Origin of the sequence: Bacillus basilensis, from assembly GCF_050630465.1 — a bacterium.
Classification (GTDB): domain Bacteria; phylum Bacillota; class Bacilli; order Bacillales; family Bacillaceae_G; genus Bacillus_A; species Bacillus_A basilensis.
In genome coordinates, this window is the sequence record NZ_JBNTQO010000004.1 from 434450 (window position 1) to 450326 (window position 15877).

The window sequence follows — 15877 nt, forward strand, 5'->3', positions numbered from 1 at the left end:
ACAAAATGAAGGATCGTACAATATTAGTTGTTGTTTGTGTAAATAATGAAGAGCTATTTGAACAATGCGAGAGACAAATAAGAAACCTTTTTGTTCCCCCTGATTATGTCGTACAAATTTTTCCGATACGAGATGCAAAAAGTATGGCAAGTGCATATAACCGAGCACTTTCATATCCCGCGAAGTATAAGGTTTATATACATCAGGATACTTATCTTATTAATCGAGAGATGTTTTATACACTTATTTCTCTTTTTAAAGATAACGAAAAACTTGGTTTAATTGGGGTAGCTGGTGCACAGTTTTTACCGAGTAACGGGATATGGTGGGAAGGGAAAAATTTAGTAGGAAAAGTAATTGAGTATAGAAGACGGAATTATCAATTATTAAATTTAGATCAGGGGTTTTATGGAAGCCAATCTTTTATGTCGGTGCAGGCAATTGATGGCCTATTCATGGCAACGCAGTATGATATTCCGTGGCGAGAAGATTTGTTTCAAGGGTTCCACTTTTATGATGTATCACAGTCTTTAGAGTTTCAAAGGGCTGGTTATTTAATTGGTATCCCAAATCAATCAAATTTATGGTGTATTCATTATAACGGAGATGAATTTGATGCGGATACATATGAGAAAGATCGAAAAGTGTTTGTAGAACAGTATAAATATATATTATCTCCATCATAAGGGAGAGATGCAGAGTGAAAGGGATTATTTTAGCAGGCGGTACTGGATCGAGGCTATATCCAATAACGAAAGTAACGAATAAACATTTGCTTCCTGTTGGACGTTATCCAATGATTTATCATGCGGTATATAAGCTAAAACAATGCGAAATTACAGATATTATGATTATTACAGGTAAAGAGCATATGGGAGATGTTGTTAGTTTTTTAGGAAGCGGTCAAGAGTTTGGGGTGTCCTTTACGTATCGTGTGCAAGATAAGGCTGGCGGCATTGCACAAGCATTGGGGCTTTGTGAGGATTTCGTTGGGAAAGATCGTATGGTAGTTATATTAGGGGATAATATCTTTTCAGATGACATTCGTCCGTACGTGGAAGAGTTTGCAACTCAAAAAGAAGGTGCGAAAGTACTGCTGCAATCTGTAGATGATCCGGAGAGATTTGGTGTGGCGCATATTCAAAACCGAAAAATAATTGAAATTGAAGAAAAGCCGAAAGAGCCGAAAAGTTCCTATGCAGTTACAGGAATTTATTTGTATGACCCGAAAGTCTTTTCTTATATAAAAGAATTAAAACCTTCCGCAAGGGGAGAACTTGAAATTACAGATATTAATAATTGGTATTTAAAGCGAGGGGTACTTACTTATAATGAAATGAGTGGTTGGTGGACTGATGCGGGAACTCATGTTTCTCTTCAAAGGGCGAATGCGTTAGCGCGGGATATAAACTTTGGTAAACAGTTTAACGGAGAATAGGTGAGAATATGAAAGTTCTAGAAACAAACTTTACCGACGCAAAATTGTTGGAACCGAGGTTATTTGGAGATGAGCGGGGCTTTTTTACTGAAAGTTATAATAAGAAGGTGCTAGAAACATTAGGGGTTACGTATTCATTTGTACAGGATAATATTTCTTATTCAGCAGAAGCGGGAACGATTCGGGGATTACACTTTCAAAAAAATCCGAAAGCACAAACGAAACTTATTCAAGTTATGCAAGGGGCAATCTATGATGTTATCGTTGATTTACGAAAAGATTCACCAACGTTTAAACAGTGGAGAGGATATATTTTAAGTGCGGATAATCATCGGCAATTATTAGTGCCAAAAGGATTTGCACATGGTTTTTGTACACTTGTCCCGCATACTATTGTTATGTATAAAGTAGATGAGTATTATAGTGCCGATCATGACTCAGGGGTAATTTGGGACGATAAAGAATTAGCAATTCCATGGCCGGTAACAAGTCCTATTTTGTCTGATAAAGATCGAATATTACCGTTACTTCAGGAATATGAAGATAGCTTTTGAGTAGGAGAGTTGCTTATGAATATATTAGTAACAGGTGGGGCCGGATTTATTGGGAGTAATTTTGTTCATTACATGTTACAAAGCTATGAAACATATAAAATTATTAATTTTGATGCATTAACATATAGTGGAAACTTAAATAATGTAAAGTCTATTCAAGATCATCCGAATTACTATTTTGTAAAAGGGGAAATTCAAAATGGAGAGCTGCTGGAATATGTTATTAAGGAACGTGACGTGCAAGTAATTGTAAATTTCGCAGCTGAATCACATGTGGACCGTAGTATTGAGAATCCGATTCCTTTTTATGATACAAATGTAATTGGGACAGTCACCTTATTAGAATTAGTAAAAAAATATCCACATATTAAACTCGTGCAAGTATCAACAGATGAGGTGTACGGCTCGTTAGGTAAGATAGGTAGATTTACCGAGGAAACCCCGTTAGCTCCAAATAGTCCATATTCTTCAAGCAAAGCGAGCGCCGACATGATAGCTTTATCTTATTATAAAACATATCAATTACCAGTTATAGTAACGCGTTGCTCCAATAACTATGGGCCGTATCAATATCCTGAAAAATTAATTCCGTTAATGATTACGAATGCGCTGGAAGGAAAAAAATTACCGTTATATGGTGATGGATTAAATGTAAGAGATTGGTTACATGTAACGGATCATTGTAGTGCGATTGACGTTGTTCTACATGAGGGGCGTATAGGAGAAGTATATAATATAGGTGGAAATAATGAAAAAACAAATATAGATGTTGTGGAACAAATCATTACTCTCTTAGGAAAAACGAAAAAAGATATTGAATATGTGACAGACCGTTTAGGACACGATCGTCGTTATGCGATTGATGCAGAGAAAATGAAGAATGAATTTGATTGGGAACCGAGGTATACGTTTGAGCAAGGATTACAAGAAACAGTGCAATGGTATGAGAAGAATAAGGAATGGTGGAAACCATTAAAACAGTAAGGGGCATATAAATGAAAGAGCGGGTTATCATAACAGGAGCAAATGGTCAATTAGGAAAGCAACTACAAGAAGAGTTAAATCCTGAAGAATATGACATATATCCATTTGATAAAAAGTTACTAGATATAACAAATATATCCCGAATGCAGCAAGTGGTACAAGAAATAAGGCCACATATAATTATTCATTGTGCGGCGTATACGAAGGTTGATCATGCTGAGAAAGAACAAGATCTAGCTTATAGAATCAATGCAATAGGAGCTCGAAATGTAGCGGTTTCTTCACAATTAGTAGGAGCGAAGTTAGTTTATATTAGTACTGATTATGTATTTCAGGGCGATAGACCGGAGGGATACGATGAATTTCATCATCCGGCGCCGATCAATATATACGGAGCTTCTAAGTATGCGGGAGAGCAGTTTGTCAAAGAGTTACATAATAAATACTTTATCGTTCGTACATCGTGGTTATATGGTAAGTATGGAAATAATTTTGTGAAAACGATGATGCGATTAGGTAAAGAAAGAGCGGAAGTATCTGTTGTAGCGGATCAAATCGGTTCTCCTACTTATGTGGCGGATTTAAATGTAATGATTAATAAGCTCATTCATACTTCTTTATACGGTACGTATCATGTATCAAATAGAGGTTCATGTTCTTGGTTTGAATTTGCCCAAAAAATATTTTCGTATGCAAAAATGAAAGTGAATGTATTACCTGTTTCAACCGAAGAATTTGGGGCGGCAGCAGCGCGGCCAAAATATTCTATTTTTCAACATAACATGCTACGATTAAATGGTTTTTTACAAATGCCTTCTTGGGAGGAAGGATTAGAGCGGTTTTTTATAGAAACAAAAAGTCATTAACAAAATTTACGTTAATGACTTTTTTGTTTGCCTTTAAGAGGTTTTATGGTACTATAATTATAGTATCAGGTACTAATAACAAGTATAAGTATTTCTGGGAGGATATATCATGGAACTATTACAAGGGAAAACATTTGTTGTTATGGGCGTTGCGAACCAAAGAAGTATTGCGTGGGGAATTGCTCGCTCTTTGCATAATGCAGGTGCAAAATTAATCTTCACATATGCAGGAGAACGTTTAGAGAGAAACGTTCGTGAATTAGCGGATACATTAGAAGGACAAGAATCACTTGTATTACCTTGTGATGTAACAAATGATGAAGAACTTACAGCTTGTTTTGAAACAATCAAGCAAGAAGTTGGTACAATTCACGGTGTTGCACACTGTATTGCTTTTGCAAATCGTGACGATTTAAAAGGTGAATTTGTAGATACTTCTCGCGATGGATTTTTACTTGCACAAAATATTAGTGCATTCTCTTTAACAGCTGTAGCAAGAGAAGCGAAGAAAGTAATGACAGAAGGCGGAAATATTTTAACGTTAACATATCTTGGCGGCGAGCGCGTTGTGAAAAATTATAACGTTATGGGTGTTGCGAAAGCTTCATTAGAAGCGAGCGTGAAATATTTAGCAAATGATTTAGGTCAACATGGCATTCGCGTTAACGCTATCTCTGCGGGACCAATTCGTACGTTATCTGCAAAAGGTGTAGGCGACTTTAACTCAATCTTAAGAGAAATTGAGGAACGCGCACCACTTCGTCGTACAACAACTCCAGAAGAAGTTGGGGATACGGCAGTATTCTTATTCAGTGATTTAGCACGCGGCGTAACAGGAGAAAACATTCACGTTGATTCAGGGTATCATATCCTAGGATAAATATAATATTAATTTTTAAAGGACAATCTCTACATGTTGAGATTGTCCTTTTTATTTGTTCTTAGAAAGAACGATTTTTAACGAAAGTTCTTACCACGTTATGAATATAACTATAATAGTACACGATTTATTCAGCTACGTATGGAAGTGGGAGGGACGAGTGTGAAGAATAAAAATAAAAGTTCAACAGTTGGAAAACCGTTGTTATATATTGCACAAGTAAATTTGGAACTTGCTGCACCGAAAATAAAAAGAATTATTTTAACAAACTTTGAAAATGAGGATCGGAAAGAGGAAAGTAATGGAAATGAAAATGTTGTAAGTAGTGCTGTGGAAGAGGTAATAGAACAAGAACAGGAACAACAAGAAGAGCAGCAAGTAGAAGAAAAAATAGAAGAAGAGGAACAAGTACAAGAACAAGTACAGAAAGAGCCAGTGAGAACTGTTCCGTATAATAAATCATTTAAGGACATGAATAATGAAGAGAAAATTCATTTTTTATTAAATCGCCCTCATTACATTCCGAAAGTAAGGTGCAGAATAAAAACGGCTACAGTCTCATATGTTGGATCAATCATATCGTATCGTAGTGGAATTGTAGCTATTATGCCGCCAAATAGTATGAGAGATATTAGGTTATCTATAGAAGACATCAAATCGATTGATATGGCCGGTTTTTAAATATGTAAAGGTGGTAGAAAGCTTCTACCACCCCAATAGTTTTTTAGTTTACTTGTTAAATAGTAACATCGCGTAAGCACTGAATAGCACAGAAGCAGTTTAAATCAACAGTAATGCAAGTAGATGTTGATATTAATCTTGCATTTGGTACATTTAAAAACGTACAGATTGGATCGTTATCAATTGGTACAGGGGATCCATCACCTAATACTACAGTTAACACACGTAGCACAGCACAGCTATCATCATCTACACTCTCAACGCGGAAAATTGGAGATCTGCAGCTAGTAAGACTTCCTGATGGTGCAAATGCTTGAAAAGGGTCTCCAGTTTTTGTGTATACAATAAAAGGGCGTGTATTTGCTACTGATGTAGTGTTATGAGCTCCTAAAAATGGAATTTCACAACCAGAACCACATGTTGAACTAGAACAATCTTGTAATTCATTGATGAATTTTACAACGTCAACTACACAATGAGAAGAGCTATGGTGTTTATTTTCGTTACAACTCATTAATGTCACTCCTTATCTTCTTGTTTGTATTTACATTAATAAGATATTGGAGTCGAGGAGATTTGGTCACAATCTCAAGACCTTTTTTTTTAAATAGGCGAAAGAAGATAAGGGAAGGTGGAATTATGCTGTTTACAAGCTGGCTTTTATTTTTTATTTTCGCGTTAGCTGCTTTTAGGCTCACTCGTTTAATTGTTTATGATAAAATTACAGCTTTTTTGCGAAGACCATTTATTGATGAGTTAGAGGTTACAGAGCCGGATGGGAGTGTATCAACGTTTACAAAAGTAAAAGGGAAAGGATTAAGAAAGTGGATTGGCGAATTATTAAGTTGTTATTGGTGTACAGGTGTATGGGTTAGTGCTTTTTTATTAGTTTTATATAATTGGATTCCTATCGTTGCAGAACCGTTACTTGCATTATTAGCTATTGCAGGAGCCGCAGCAATCATTGAAACGATTACAGGATATTTTATGGGAGAATAGTATATTTGTATAATACGAGAAAAAGCGGAGTTTAAAAGAATGAGGGAACGGAAATAAAGAGTTGTTCATATAGTAAATAGACAGAATTGACAGTAGAGGAGATGTTTGCTGTGAGCAATAATCCAAGGCAAAATTCATATGACCTGCAGCAATGGTATCATATACAGCAACAACACCAATTGCAACAACAGGCATATCAAGAACAATTGCAACAACAAGGATTTGTAAAGAAAAAAGGATGTAATTGTGGGAAAAAGAAGAATACAATAAAACACTATGAAGAATGAAACACTCATGTTATTGTGAGTGTTTTTTATTCTACATATAAAAAGCGGTATTTCTAGTGAAGAAATACCGCTTTTTACTAGCTAATTTGTGCAACTGTTAATGCTGCCGCACGGATGTCTACAGTTCCAATCAATTCAACTGGTACAATTTGAACTAAGTCACCAGGGTTTAAGTTAATAAGAATAACACCACTGGATACGTCTACTTCACCAGTACCAATAACGTTAGAACGAACCGCTGTACCTGATCCAGGAATAATGTTAGCTGGTGTATTTAATGATAAGAAGAAACGACCAGCTTCTGGTGCAACAGGTGCGTTATCAAGACTAATTGTTAATGTATAACTGATTTGATAAATACCAGCTCGTAGAATTCGGATACCATCTCCAACACTTACTGTATCATTTATTACAGGAACAGTAATATTGGGGTTTGGACTTACACTAGGTAATAGTAATGGTGTAAATAGTGAAGCGAACTGAGGTGCAGAAGCGTTGAAAGCAAAACCGAAGGCAGGTAGTGAACTAGCCGGTTTTGCCTCGCAATCGATTTTCGTAAATTCGCAATCAGAAGAGTACATGTTTTTCACTCCTTTATCTGTTTCTACTTTCAGTTAATGAAAAGGACAGGTTCTATGTTCTAGACAAGTTCCCAATTTTATAAAAAATACATAATAATACCTTTTAAGCATGGATTGGGTGGCAGAGAATTCTGCCACCCAATCCATGCTTAACTCATTATTTAGTTTTAAATTGTAACATCACGCAAGCATTGAATAGCGCAGAAGCAGCTTAAATCAACAGTAAGGCAAATAGATGTCGATATTAACCTTGCATTTGGTACATTTAAAAACGTACAAATTGGATCGTTATCAATTGGAACAGGGGAACCATCACCCAGTACTACAGTTAATGCACGTAACACAGCACAATCATCATCATCAATGCTTTCAACACGGAAAATTGGAGTTCTACAGCTAGTAAGACTTCCTGATGGTGCAAATGCTTGAAAAGGATCGCCAGTTTTTGTGTATAAAATAAAAGGACGTGTATTCGCTACTGATGTAGTGTTATGTGCTCCTAAAAATGGAACTTCGCAACCAGATCCGCATGTTGTAGTTGCGCATTCTTGTAATTCATGTATAAAACGAACGACATTTGATACACAGTTGAAATCACAATCATGGTGATGATGGTCTTCGTTACAATTGCAGCTCATTATGTTCACTCCTTATCCTGAGTTCTGACATACACTATTACAATATGAGTGAGATATGGTTGATATTACGTTAATTCTTACGATAAAAGCAGGGAATTTATATAGTAGGGATGTACATAATACAATATAAAAAAAGACATCCTTATTTAGTGGATGTCTTTTCAGGTAAATCTTTTCGCACAGTGTATAAAAAACGAGATATGTCTAATTTTTTTCCTCTAAAAAATTGCGGAGAGGAAATATAAAGTTCTTCTTTCGCCCGTGTAATTGCGACATAAAGTAGTCGGCGTTCTTCTTCTAAAGCTTCAGAAGTCTCTGTAACACGATCGTTAGCATCTTTTAAAGAAGAAGTGTGGGGCAGAATACCATCGCTCGCTCCAAGTAAAAAGACGCATGGAAATTCAAGGCCTTTTGCGTTATGAATAGACATAAGCGAAACAGCATCTTTTTGCGGCATTGTTTTTAATGCTTCCATTTCCTTTTGACCTTGAATTGCATCACTAATAAATTGTAAATAAGCTGGAATATCGGTGAAACGATTTGCCGACTCCATTAATTCTTCTAACATTTCTTCTTGTATATCTTTATGCATCGTAAAGGAAGAACGATCGTTACTTTGTAAGTACTCTAAATACTTTCCTTTACCATGAATAATTTCTTTTAATGCTTTTTTCGGTTCTAATTCTTTTATAAATTTAATAAAATCGATACGCTCATTTACTTTTTTCACTTGAAAAGGCTTCAAGCTTGGATTTAATAGTAAGAAATGAAGAAGAGAAGGAAAACGACCTTCACCATATTTCCATTGTTCACGTTCAATAAATGAAATACAATCATCACGCCCGATATACATCGTTGGCAATATGTTTGAAAGGGATTCTAATCGAAACGGCTCAATCACCAGTCTTAAATGGTCTAATACAGGCTTAATTAAAGAATGTTCATAAAATGACTGACTCGCACCGTGCTTAATAAATGGGATTTTATGAATTGTAAGCTGATCAAGTAACGAACGGCTTACAGAATGTGTGCGATACAGTAAACAAAAATCTTTATAGTTTCGTTCACCGCTATCTACCTTTTCTTGAATGAGCTGTAAAATTTGGTTTGCTTCATCAAGAGTCGTAGCCGGTCTTGCGTAAAAAGGTTGTACACCTTCTTCGCGCACAGAATATAGCTCTTTATCAAAACGCTCTTGATTTAGTTTGATAACTTCATTTCCAAGTCCGACGATAAAAGGATTGGATCGATAATTCGTATTAAGTGCGATAATCGTAGTGTTATCAAATTCTTTCGGAAAAGATAAAATAATTTGGTGACTTGCTCCTCGCCAGCCATATATCGCCTGATCGTCATCACCTGCGATAAACAAATTATTTCTTGGCGAAGCTAACAATTTTACAATTTCATATTGTGCATACGATGTATCTTGGAACTCATCTACTTCAATATAGTGGAAACGTTGTTGTAATTGAGTAAGCAAAGGAGCATTATTTTCTAACATATAATATGTTTCTAATAAGATGTCATCGAAATCGATATAATTATATCGTTGTTTCACTTCTTCAAAACGCTCATATACTTCTTTAAATTCTTGTTCAACGGGTGTTTTTGCTTTTACATCTTTCGGACGATTCAATTTGTTTTTCTCAAGTGAAATCATCGCGAGCATCGTTTCAGCATCATAATCATCTTTTAAACGTAACTCTTTTAAAATTTTCTTTATCATAATTTGTTTATGTTTTTCGTTTGCTAAAATTTGCTGATTATATCCTTGACTACGAAGCAATTTTAAAAAGACAGAGTGGAACGTACCAGCAACAACGTAGCTACTTGCCGCATGATTCATACCTGGTAAATTCGCTACACGATTTCGGATTTCTTCAGCCGCTTTTTGTGTAAATGTAAGCAATAAAATATTTCGCGGATGAACTTGTTTTACATTTACTAAATAACCTACGCGGGTTGTTAAAACAGATGTTTTTCCGCTTCCAGCACCAGCCAATGTAAGAACAGGACCTTCTGTCGTTCGGACGGCCTCTAACTGTTTTTCGTTTAAAAATACATTTTGCTGTTCGAGCGCGCGGAAATACGCCGCATCTGCATCCTCTTCCATAATTAAATGGGTAGATGTTTTCGGAATATGATATGTTGCACGTGGAATATCAGCGTGCGTTAATGATTTTTGTGAAAATTTTTCTTGTGTCATATATTCACCTTCAAAACTATAGCATCAACATTTAACTTTAGCGGAAGAAAAAGAAAATAGCAATGTAAAAAACAGGAGGGGATACCTCCTGTTTTCAAATTACAATTCTTTTATCATAACGATGTGAGGAATATTTGCTTCCATAAATACATCAGAATTCGTTACATATCCAAGTTTTTTATAGAAGTCTTCAGCATGTGTTTGGGCATGCAGCTTCAATTTTGGTAGCGAGTGTTCCTTCGCATGTGCTTCAAGTGCATCCATAATAATTTTTCCAATGCCTTTTTTGCGATGGGAAGCTAGTACACAAATACGCTCCATTTTTCCAATGCCATCAATGGTGCGAAAACGACCAGCACCAACGGGAATATCATTATCGTATATAACAACGTGTATCGAAGTTTCTTCAAACTCATCATACTCTTCTTCGGCAGAAACTTGTTGTTCATTCACAAATACTTGCTTACGTACAGAGAATGCATCTCTTAGTTGTTCGTCTGTTTGTACGATCTGTGCGTGCAAATTAGTTGTTCCCCTTTCCAAGGCGGAATGTTTCATGTACAGTCCATGTCCCATTTTCTAATTGATATAGAAGATGGAAGCGATCAATTGGTTGTTCATAATAGAAATCTTTCATACGTAATCGACCTAATACATCAGCATGCTCTGCATCTGATAAGCCTTGTCCGATTGTTAAATGGGGTACGAAAGCGTATTCGCGTTCTTGTGTGAAGAATTCGCTATGCATTTCCTCATTTAAGAAAGTAAGTTCAGGTGTTTTTTCTACTTTAAAATAAAGAACATTATTAACAGGTGCGAATGAACCAACTTTTCCGACATGAAGGGTGAAAGGGTTCGTTTTACTTGCGATTGTATGTAACTCGTTTACAATCGATTCTAGTTGATCTTCTTGCGTCTCAAAGGGTGTTTTCAATGTAATATGTGGCGGAACTAATGCGTAGTGCGGATCATAACGTTTACGCAATCCGTTCGCTTTATCTTGAATCATTTTAGATGGAAAAATTACAATGCCTAATTTCATGTTCCAATTCCTCCCTTTGTAAGTCTAGTTAGATTTTGAGAAAATAACTCTCTTAACCTATTATATCAAATTATTCTGAATACTGCTCTCTATTATTTCATTGATAGCATACGAGAGAAAGCTTTCGGTAAATCAGTTTGCCAATATTTCCACGTATGATTACCTTCAAACTCCTCGTAATGCGTGATGAAATTTCTATCTGTCAGAAGTGTATTGAGCTCACGGTTCGGTTGTACGAAATCAGATACTTGCCCATCAGTGCGCTTTACAGCTGTTTCTTCTGTCCCAATGACGTGATAAAGCTCTAGTGCCTCTGGATTTTTGAAGTCTTTTGCTAAGTTCATCACTGTTTCGTCCACAAATGGTGATTGCATAACGACTTTACCGAATGTATGCGGATACATAAGTGCAGTCATAAAGGAAACTGTTCCGCCAAGAGAATCACCAATTAACACACGACCTTTTCCCATTTGGTACGTTGGATAATTTTCATCAATATACGGTGCAAGTTCATGAGCAAGGAAACGAATATAAGCAGCGTTTTTTACTTCATTTGGGAAATATTTTTCTTTACGATCGTGTACATTTTTATATGGAATACCGACGATAATTGTACGGTCAATTTCTTCAGTTTCACGAAGGCGCTCAATTACACGGTGCGCTTTACCAAGCTGAAAATAATCTCTACCATCTTGTGCAATTACAACTGTATGTTTGTGCAGTGGTGTGTAATTTACTGGTAAATAAACGAGAAGTGTAACGTCTTCTTGAAGTGATGCGCTATAAAATGAAATTTCTTCAATTCTCCCTATTGTTTGACTCATGTAGATCCCCCTAAATAAAAATTTACTGTAACGATTGTAAGAGCGACGCTTGTAGTGAAAAGGAAAGAAATATTCACTAATTGGTGCCTTAATTTCTATTTTACCATAATGGTACGAAGAATCTAAAAAATTAGTATTTAAGTTACGAAAGAAAACGGATATAATGAAGTGGGATTTTTGACAGGTGAGAGGGGAGACAGGATTTGAAACAAGAAAAATCAATCGCACTACCATTGGCTATTTCTATAATTGCCATTTCCTTTGCAGCAGTTTTTGTAAAGATGTCCTCAGCACCATCTTCAATATTAAGTATGTACCGCTTATGGATTATCGTATTTATTATGCTGCCTATCGTATGGAAAAAAAGAGAGGAATTTAATAGGATTCAAATGAAAGATTGGGGCTTTTTAATTGGATCTGGTTTCTTTTTAGCACTTCATTTTCTTTTATGGTTTGAATCTTTAAAGCATACGACAGTTGCTAGTTCGACGATCATTTTAGCGCTTCAACCGATCATATCTTTAGTTGGGGGTTTTTTCTTATTTAAAGAAAGAACAACATACTCAGCTATTGCGACAATGGGAATTGCGATACTAGGCGTAATGTGTATTGGGTGGGGAGATTTAGGGCTAAGTGAACAAGCAATTTATGGAGATATATTATCCTTTTTAAGTGTAATAGCGGTTGTCGGTTATTTATTTATCGGGCAAACGACAGTAAAGAAAGTATCACACTGGATTTATAGTTTTACAGTCTTTGCGTTCGCAGGTCTTTTTATGGGGATTTATAATGTCATATTACAAGTACCTTTTACAGGTTATACGAAGTGGGATTGGACCGTTTTTCTTTTACTTGCGGTCGTGCCGACAGTGTCGCACGTCATTAATAATTGGTTATTAAACTACGTAAATGCAACGACAATTTCAATGAGTATTTTAGGAGAACCTGTTGGAGCATCTATACTTGCGTTCTTCTTACTTGGAGAAAAATTAAATGCAATGCAAATTATCGGTAGCATGCTCGTATTGTTTGGTGTATCTGTTTTCTTATTACAGCAACAAAAGCGAACAGCAAAAAATGTCGTAAACGAGCCGGTGTATACACAGGAATTATAGTGTTAGGGGAGAAAAGAGAAGTTGTGATACTTCTCTTTTTGTTTTATAGAAATACGGGTGTAGAAGGGGGAGTGCAATGGAATTTCCATCAAAAAAGGATGCATGGTTATATCCAATCTTTTTTATTGTTGTAGGTGCCTGTTTTGCTCCAATATTTGCAGGAAGAGAACATTTTCTTTTGTTTTTCACAATCCCATTAGCCATATTATTTATTTGGAGTTGGTTTTCAACAAAATATATTGTCGGAGAAGAAACAATTACTATTAGATCAGGTTTCGTTAAAAAGCGCATATTTATACGAGATATAAAACAAATTTCAAGTACGAAAAACCCAATATCAGCTCATGCTTTATCATTTGACCGACTTGAAATTGTTTACTGCACACATAAAACAGAAATTATTTCTCCTAAAGATAAGGAACAATTCATCAATTTAGTTAAAAGTAAAAATCCACACATTGAAACAAAGTAAAAGAGTGGCTACGAAGCCACTTTTTTACTTTGGATTTGTCATATAAGGTTGTACATGAATGATACATAGGTCACGGAACTTTCCTTCAGTGGTTGTGACAATTACGACTGCTCTTCCGGCACTTTTTCCAGTAATCGTTACCGTATCACCTTTTGGATACATTGTGATGACATCAGCATTCATATTTGTCCAAATAAGTTCTTTATTCGTTGCTTGCACTGGCAAAACGGAAGCTGATAACTCAATGCTTTGTCCCGTTCTTACTTTCAACTTATTTTTTTCCATATGAACACCGATGACTGAAATAACAGAAGGAGCAATTGAAATTTTAGGTGGATTAGGTTGTATGTTCAAACAAGACGCAGAAGTATTTGTGATAGGTGAAAATTTTCGTATTTGTTGTTGCTGGAAAGCTGCTAACATGTTGGAGTCCCCTTTCTGTATAAGTGCTGATAGTATTACTATAAAGGAGTAGTGTTATGTTTAATTTAACGAAACATAAAGAAATTGTTAAATTCGAACAGAAGATTGTCGAACTTTGATAAAAAGAAAGCTCTGCTGATACGATAACAGCAGAGCTTTCCCTTTATAGATTATGTTGTTTTTCAAAATCCTCAAATTGTTTTTCAACTTCTTTTGAAGGTTGCGTTAGTAAACTAACAATTATGATCACTAGTAAACTAATAGCGAAACCAGGAATCATTTCATATAAGAAGTCTTTTAAGAATTTAAATTGTGTCCATATAATAACAGTCGCAGCACCAGAAATCATACCAGCAAGTGCGCCCCATTTTGTCATGCGTTTCCAATATAAGCTTAATAAAATAGCAGGTCCGAATGAAGAACCAAATCCAGCCCAAGCGTATCCAACAAGAGCTAAAATCGTATCATTTTGTTTAAACGCTAATGCACACCCAACTAATGCAATAACAAGTACAGCCATACGACCGACAAATACAAGTTCTTTATCAGAAGCAGAACGTTTAAAGAATGTACGATATAAATCTTCTGTTATAGCACTAGAAGTAACGAGTAACTGAGATGAAATTGTACTCATAATCGCTGCTAAAATCGCAGCTAATAAAAATCCAGTAATAAGTGGATGGAATAAAATTTTTCCTAGTTCAAGGAAAATTGTCTCTGGGTTAGATAATGTTAACTCTTGTTGTGAGTAGTAAGCAATACCGATAAGACCAGTAAACATAGCTCCGACAACAGAGAAAATCATCCAGCTCATACCAATTCTTCGTGCGCTTTTAATTTCTTTTACAGAGGAAATCGCCATAAAGCGTACGATAATATGAGGTTGTCCAACATAACCAAGGCCCCATGCGAATAAAGAAATAATCCCTAAAGTAGAGGCACCTTTAAAAATATCCAGACGTGTTGGATCAACAGATCGAATTGTATCAAATGCAGGTCCAAGTCCGTTCGAATTCATAATTGTTACGATAGGAACAAGAATAAGAGCAACAACCATAATGATTCCTTGTACGAAGTCTGTCCAACTTACTGCTAAGAAACCACCAAATAATGTGTAAGCGACAACAACGCCTGCAACAATGAATAATCCCACATGGTAGTTCATACCAAATGAATTTTCAAATAATACAGCGCCTGAAACTAATCCTGAAGCTACATAAAAAGTAAAGAAAATCATAATAACAAGTCCAGATACTAAGCGTAGCATGTGAGATTTGTCGTGGAAACGATGTTCCAAAAATTCTGGGATAGTAATAGAGTTGTTTGCCATTTCAGAGTAGGTACGTAAGCGAGGAGCGACATAAAGCCAGTTTGCGTATGCGCCTAGTGTTAGGCCGATCGCAATCCAACTACTACTTAATCCAACGCTAAACATTGCACCGGGTAAGCCCATTAAAAGCCAACCACTCATATCGGAGGCTCCAGCACTTAATGCTGTTACTGCGGGGCCTAGTGTACGCCCGCCAAGCATATAATCTGTTAAGTTGGACGTTCGTTTATAGGCGAAATAGCCAATTACTAACATCCCGAGCATGTAGATAGAGATTGAAGTTAAAGTTAACATCTGCGTACTCATGTAGTTCCCCTTCCTTTTGTCATGTCTTTTGATGCGTTATGCATATTTATAATCTATCATGATTATTCTGAAAAATCCATACAGAAATATGAATTTTCAGAAATGTAAGCGTTTTTTGACGTCATTTTACTTTTTTAATATATAACATTCAGACAAAAAAACTTAATTTTAATAGAGTATTTATTATATTTACATAAAAAGAGGTTGTTTTGTCAATATAATATTGAAAGGAGAGAAAAATAAAATTT

At 35.8% G+C, this 15877-nt stretch carries 20 protein-coding genes; 11 read left to right on the forward strand and 9 right to left on the reverse strand.

Features of this window, described 5'->3' with window-relative positions:
• Positions 1-5 precede the first annotated feature (5 nt).
• From ACQVV1_RS11580 to ACQVV1_RS11610, 7 genes are all read left to right on the forward strand, one after another.
• Positions 6-686: a glycosyltransferase family protein gene (locus ACQVV1_RS11580; protein ID WP_431168893.1), complete on the forward strand. Its 681-nt coding sequence runs from the start codon at positions 6-8 to the stop codon at positions 684-686.
• A 14-nt stretch (positions 687-700) separates the two neighbouring features.
• Positions 701-1438, forward strand: coding sequence for a sugar phosphate nucleotidyltransferase (locus ACQVV1_RS11585; RefSeq protein WP_098555433.1), 738 nt, complete (start codon positions 701-703; stop codon positions 1436-1438).
• Between the two features lie 8 nt (positions 1439-1446).
• The gene (gene rfbC, locus ACQVV1_RS11590) at positions 1447-1992 is read left to right on the forward strand and encodes a dTDP-4-dehydrorhamnose 3,5-epimerase (protein WP_098555435.1); all 546 of its coding nucleotides are present in this window, start codon (positions 1447-1449) and stop codon (positions 1990-1992) included.
• A gap of 15 nt (positions 1993-2007) precedes the next feature.
• Positions 2008-2976 (forward strand): dTDP-glucose 4,6-dehydratase, encoded by a 969-nt coding sequence (rfbB, locus tag ACQVV1_RS11595; RefSeq protein ID WP_098555436.1) that lies wholly within the window; start codon positions 2008-2010, stop codon positions 2974-2976.
• A gap of 11 nt (positions 2977-2987) precedes the next feature.
• A complete protein-coding gene (rfbD, locus tag ACQVV1_RS11600; RefSeq protein ID WP_098555438.1) occupies positions 2988-3842 on the forward strand; it encodes a dTDP-4-dehydrorhamnose reductase in 855 nt (284 codons plus the stop codon).
• A 109-nt stretch (positions 3843-3951) separates the two neighbouring features.
• A complete protein-coding gene (gene fabI, locus ACQVV1_RS11605) occupies positions 3952-4722 on the forward strand; it encodes an enoyl-ACP reductase FabI (RefSeq protein WP_000421885.1) in 771 nt (256 codons plus the stop codon).
• Positions 4723-4863: 141 nt separating this feature from the next.
• Entirely contained in the window at positions 4864-5403 is a 540-nt protein-coding gene (locus ACQVV1_RS11610; protein ID WP_063224591.1) for a spore coat CotO family protein, read from the forward strand.
• A gap of 55 nt (positions 5404-5458) precedes the next feature.
• On the opposite strand, the gene ACQVV1_RS11615 is transcribed toward ACQVV1_RS11610, so the two are convergent.
• Positions 5459-5917, reverse strand: coding sequence for a CotY/CotZ family spore coat protein (locus ACQVV1_RS11615; RefSeq protein ID WP_063224590.1), 459 nt, complete (start codon positions 5915-5917; stop codon positions 5459-5461).
• A 125-nt stretch (positions 5918-6042) separates the two neighbouring features.
• Between ACQVV1_RS11615 and ACQVV1_RS11620 the strand changes: the two genes are divergently transcribed.
• Together ACQVV1_RS11620 and ACQVV1_RS11625 are read left to right on the forward strand one after the other, a co-directional pair.
• Complete coding sequence (locus tag ACQVV1_RS11620; RefSeq protein WP_063224589.1) at positions 6043-6402, forward strand: DUF1360 domain-containing protein; 360 nt, start codon at positions 6043-6045, stop codon at positions 6400-6402.
• Positions 6403-6503: 101 nt separating this feature from the next.
• Positions 6504-6689 (forward strand): hypothetical protein, encoded by a 186-nt coding sequence (locus tag ACQVV1_RS11625; protein WP_063224588.1) that lies wholly within the window; start codon positions 6504-6506, stop codon positions 6687-6689.
• Between the two features lie 77 nt (positions 6690-6766).
• Here ACQVV1_RS11625 and exsF read toward each other — a convergent pair whose 3' ends face one another.
• The 6 genes from exsF to ACQVV1_RS11655 form a co-directional block, all read right to left on the reverse strand.
• Entirely contained in the window at positions 6767-7270 is a 504-nt protein-coding gene (gene exsF, locus ACQVV1_RS11630; protein WP_063224587.1) for an exosporium protein ExsF, read from the reverse strand.
• A 167-nt stretch (positions 7271-7437) separates the two neighbouring features.
• Positions 7438-7908: a spore coat protein CotY gene (gene cotY / locus ACQVV1_RS11635; protein ID WP_242250981.1), complete on the reverse strand. Its 471-nt coding sequence runs from the start codon at positions 7906-7908 to the stop codon at positions 7438-7440.
• A 142-nt stretch (positions 7909-8050) separates the two neighbouring features.
• Positions 8051-10117, reverse strand: a complete 2067-nt coding sequence (locus ACQVV1_RS11640; protein ID WP_242250982.1) for an ATP-dependent helicase — start codon at positions 10115-10117, stop codon at positions 8051-8053.
• 99 nt (positions 10118-10216) lie between these two features.
• The gene (locus ACQVV1_RS11645) at positions 10217-10639 is read right to left on the reverse strand and encodes a GNAT family N-acetyltransferase (protein WP_242250983.1); all 423 of its coding nucleotides are present in this window, start codon (positions 10637-10639) and stop codon (positions 10217-10219) included.
• A gap of 1 nt (position 10640) precedes the next feature.
• The gene (locus ACQVV1_RS11650; protein WP_242250984.1) at positions 10641-11159 is read right to left on the reverse strand and encodes a YjcG family protein; all 519 of its coding nucleotides are present in this window, start codon (positions 11157-11159) and stop codon (positions 10641-10643) included.
• A gap of 92 nt (positions 11160-11251) precedes the next feature.
• On the reverse strand, positions 11252-11983 hold the full coding sequence (locus ACQVV1_RS11655; protein ID WP_242250985.1) for an alpha/beta hydrolase: 732 nt from the start codon (positions 11981-11983) through the stop codon (positions 11252-11254).
• A 203-nt stretch (positions 11984-12186) separates the two neighbouring features.
• Here ACQVV1_RS11655 and ACQVV1_RS11660 point away from each other — a divergent pair, with 203 nt between their 5' ends.
• Both ACQVV1_RS11660 and ACQVV1_RS11665 read left to right on the forward strand, forming a co-directional pair.
• Positions 12187-13098 carry a DMT family transporter gene (locus tag ACQVV1_RS11660; RefSeq protein ID WP_242250986.1) on the forward strand — a complete coding sequence of 304 codons (912 nt, stop codon included), beginning with the start codon at positions 12187-12189 and terminating at the stop codon, positions 13096-13098.
• A gap of 76 nt (positions 13099-13174) precedes the next feature.
• On the forward strand, positions 13175-13570 hold the full coding sequence (locus ACQVV1_RS11665; protein ID WP_242250987.1) for a PH domain-containing protein: 396 nt from the start codon (positions 13175-13177) through the stop codon (positions 13568-13570).
• Positions 13571-13594: 24 nt separating this feature from the next.
• Here the strand turns inward: ACQVV1_RS11665 and ACQVV1_RS11670 are convergent, their stop codons facing one another.
• Positions 13595-13993, reverse strand: coding sequence for an Ig-like domain-containing protein (locus ACQVV1_RS11670; RefSeq protein ID WP_242250988.1), 399 nt, complete (start codon positions 13991-13993; stop codon positions 13595-13597).
• Between the two features lie 163 nt (positions 13994-14156).
• Positions 14157-15629 (reverse strand): sodium/proline symporter PutP, encoded by a 1473-nt coding sequence (gene putP / locus ACQVV1_RS11675; RefSeq protein WP_242250989.1) that lies wholly within the window; start codon positions 15627-15629, stop codon positions 14157-14159.
• Between the last annotated feature and the right edge of the window lie 248 nt (positions 15630-15877).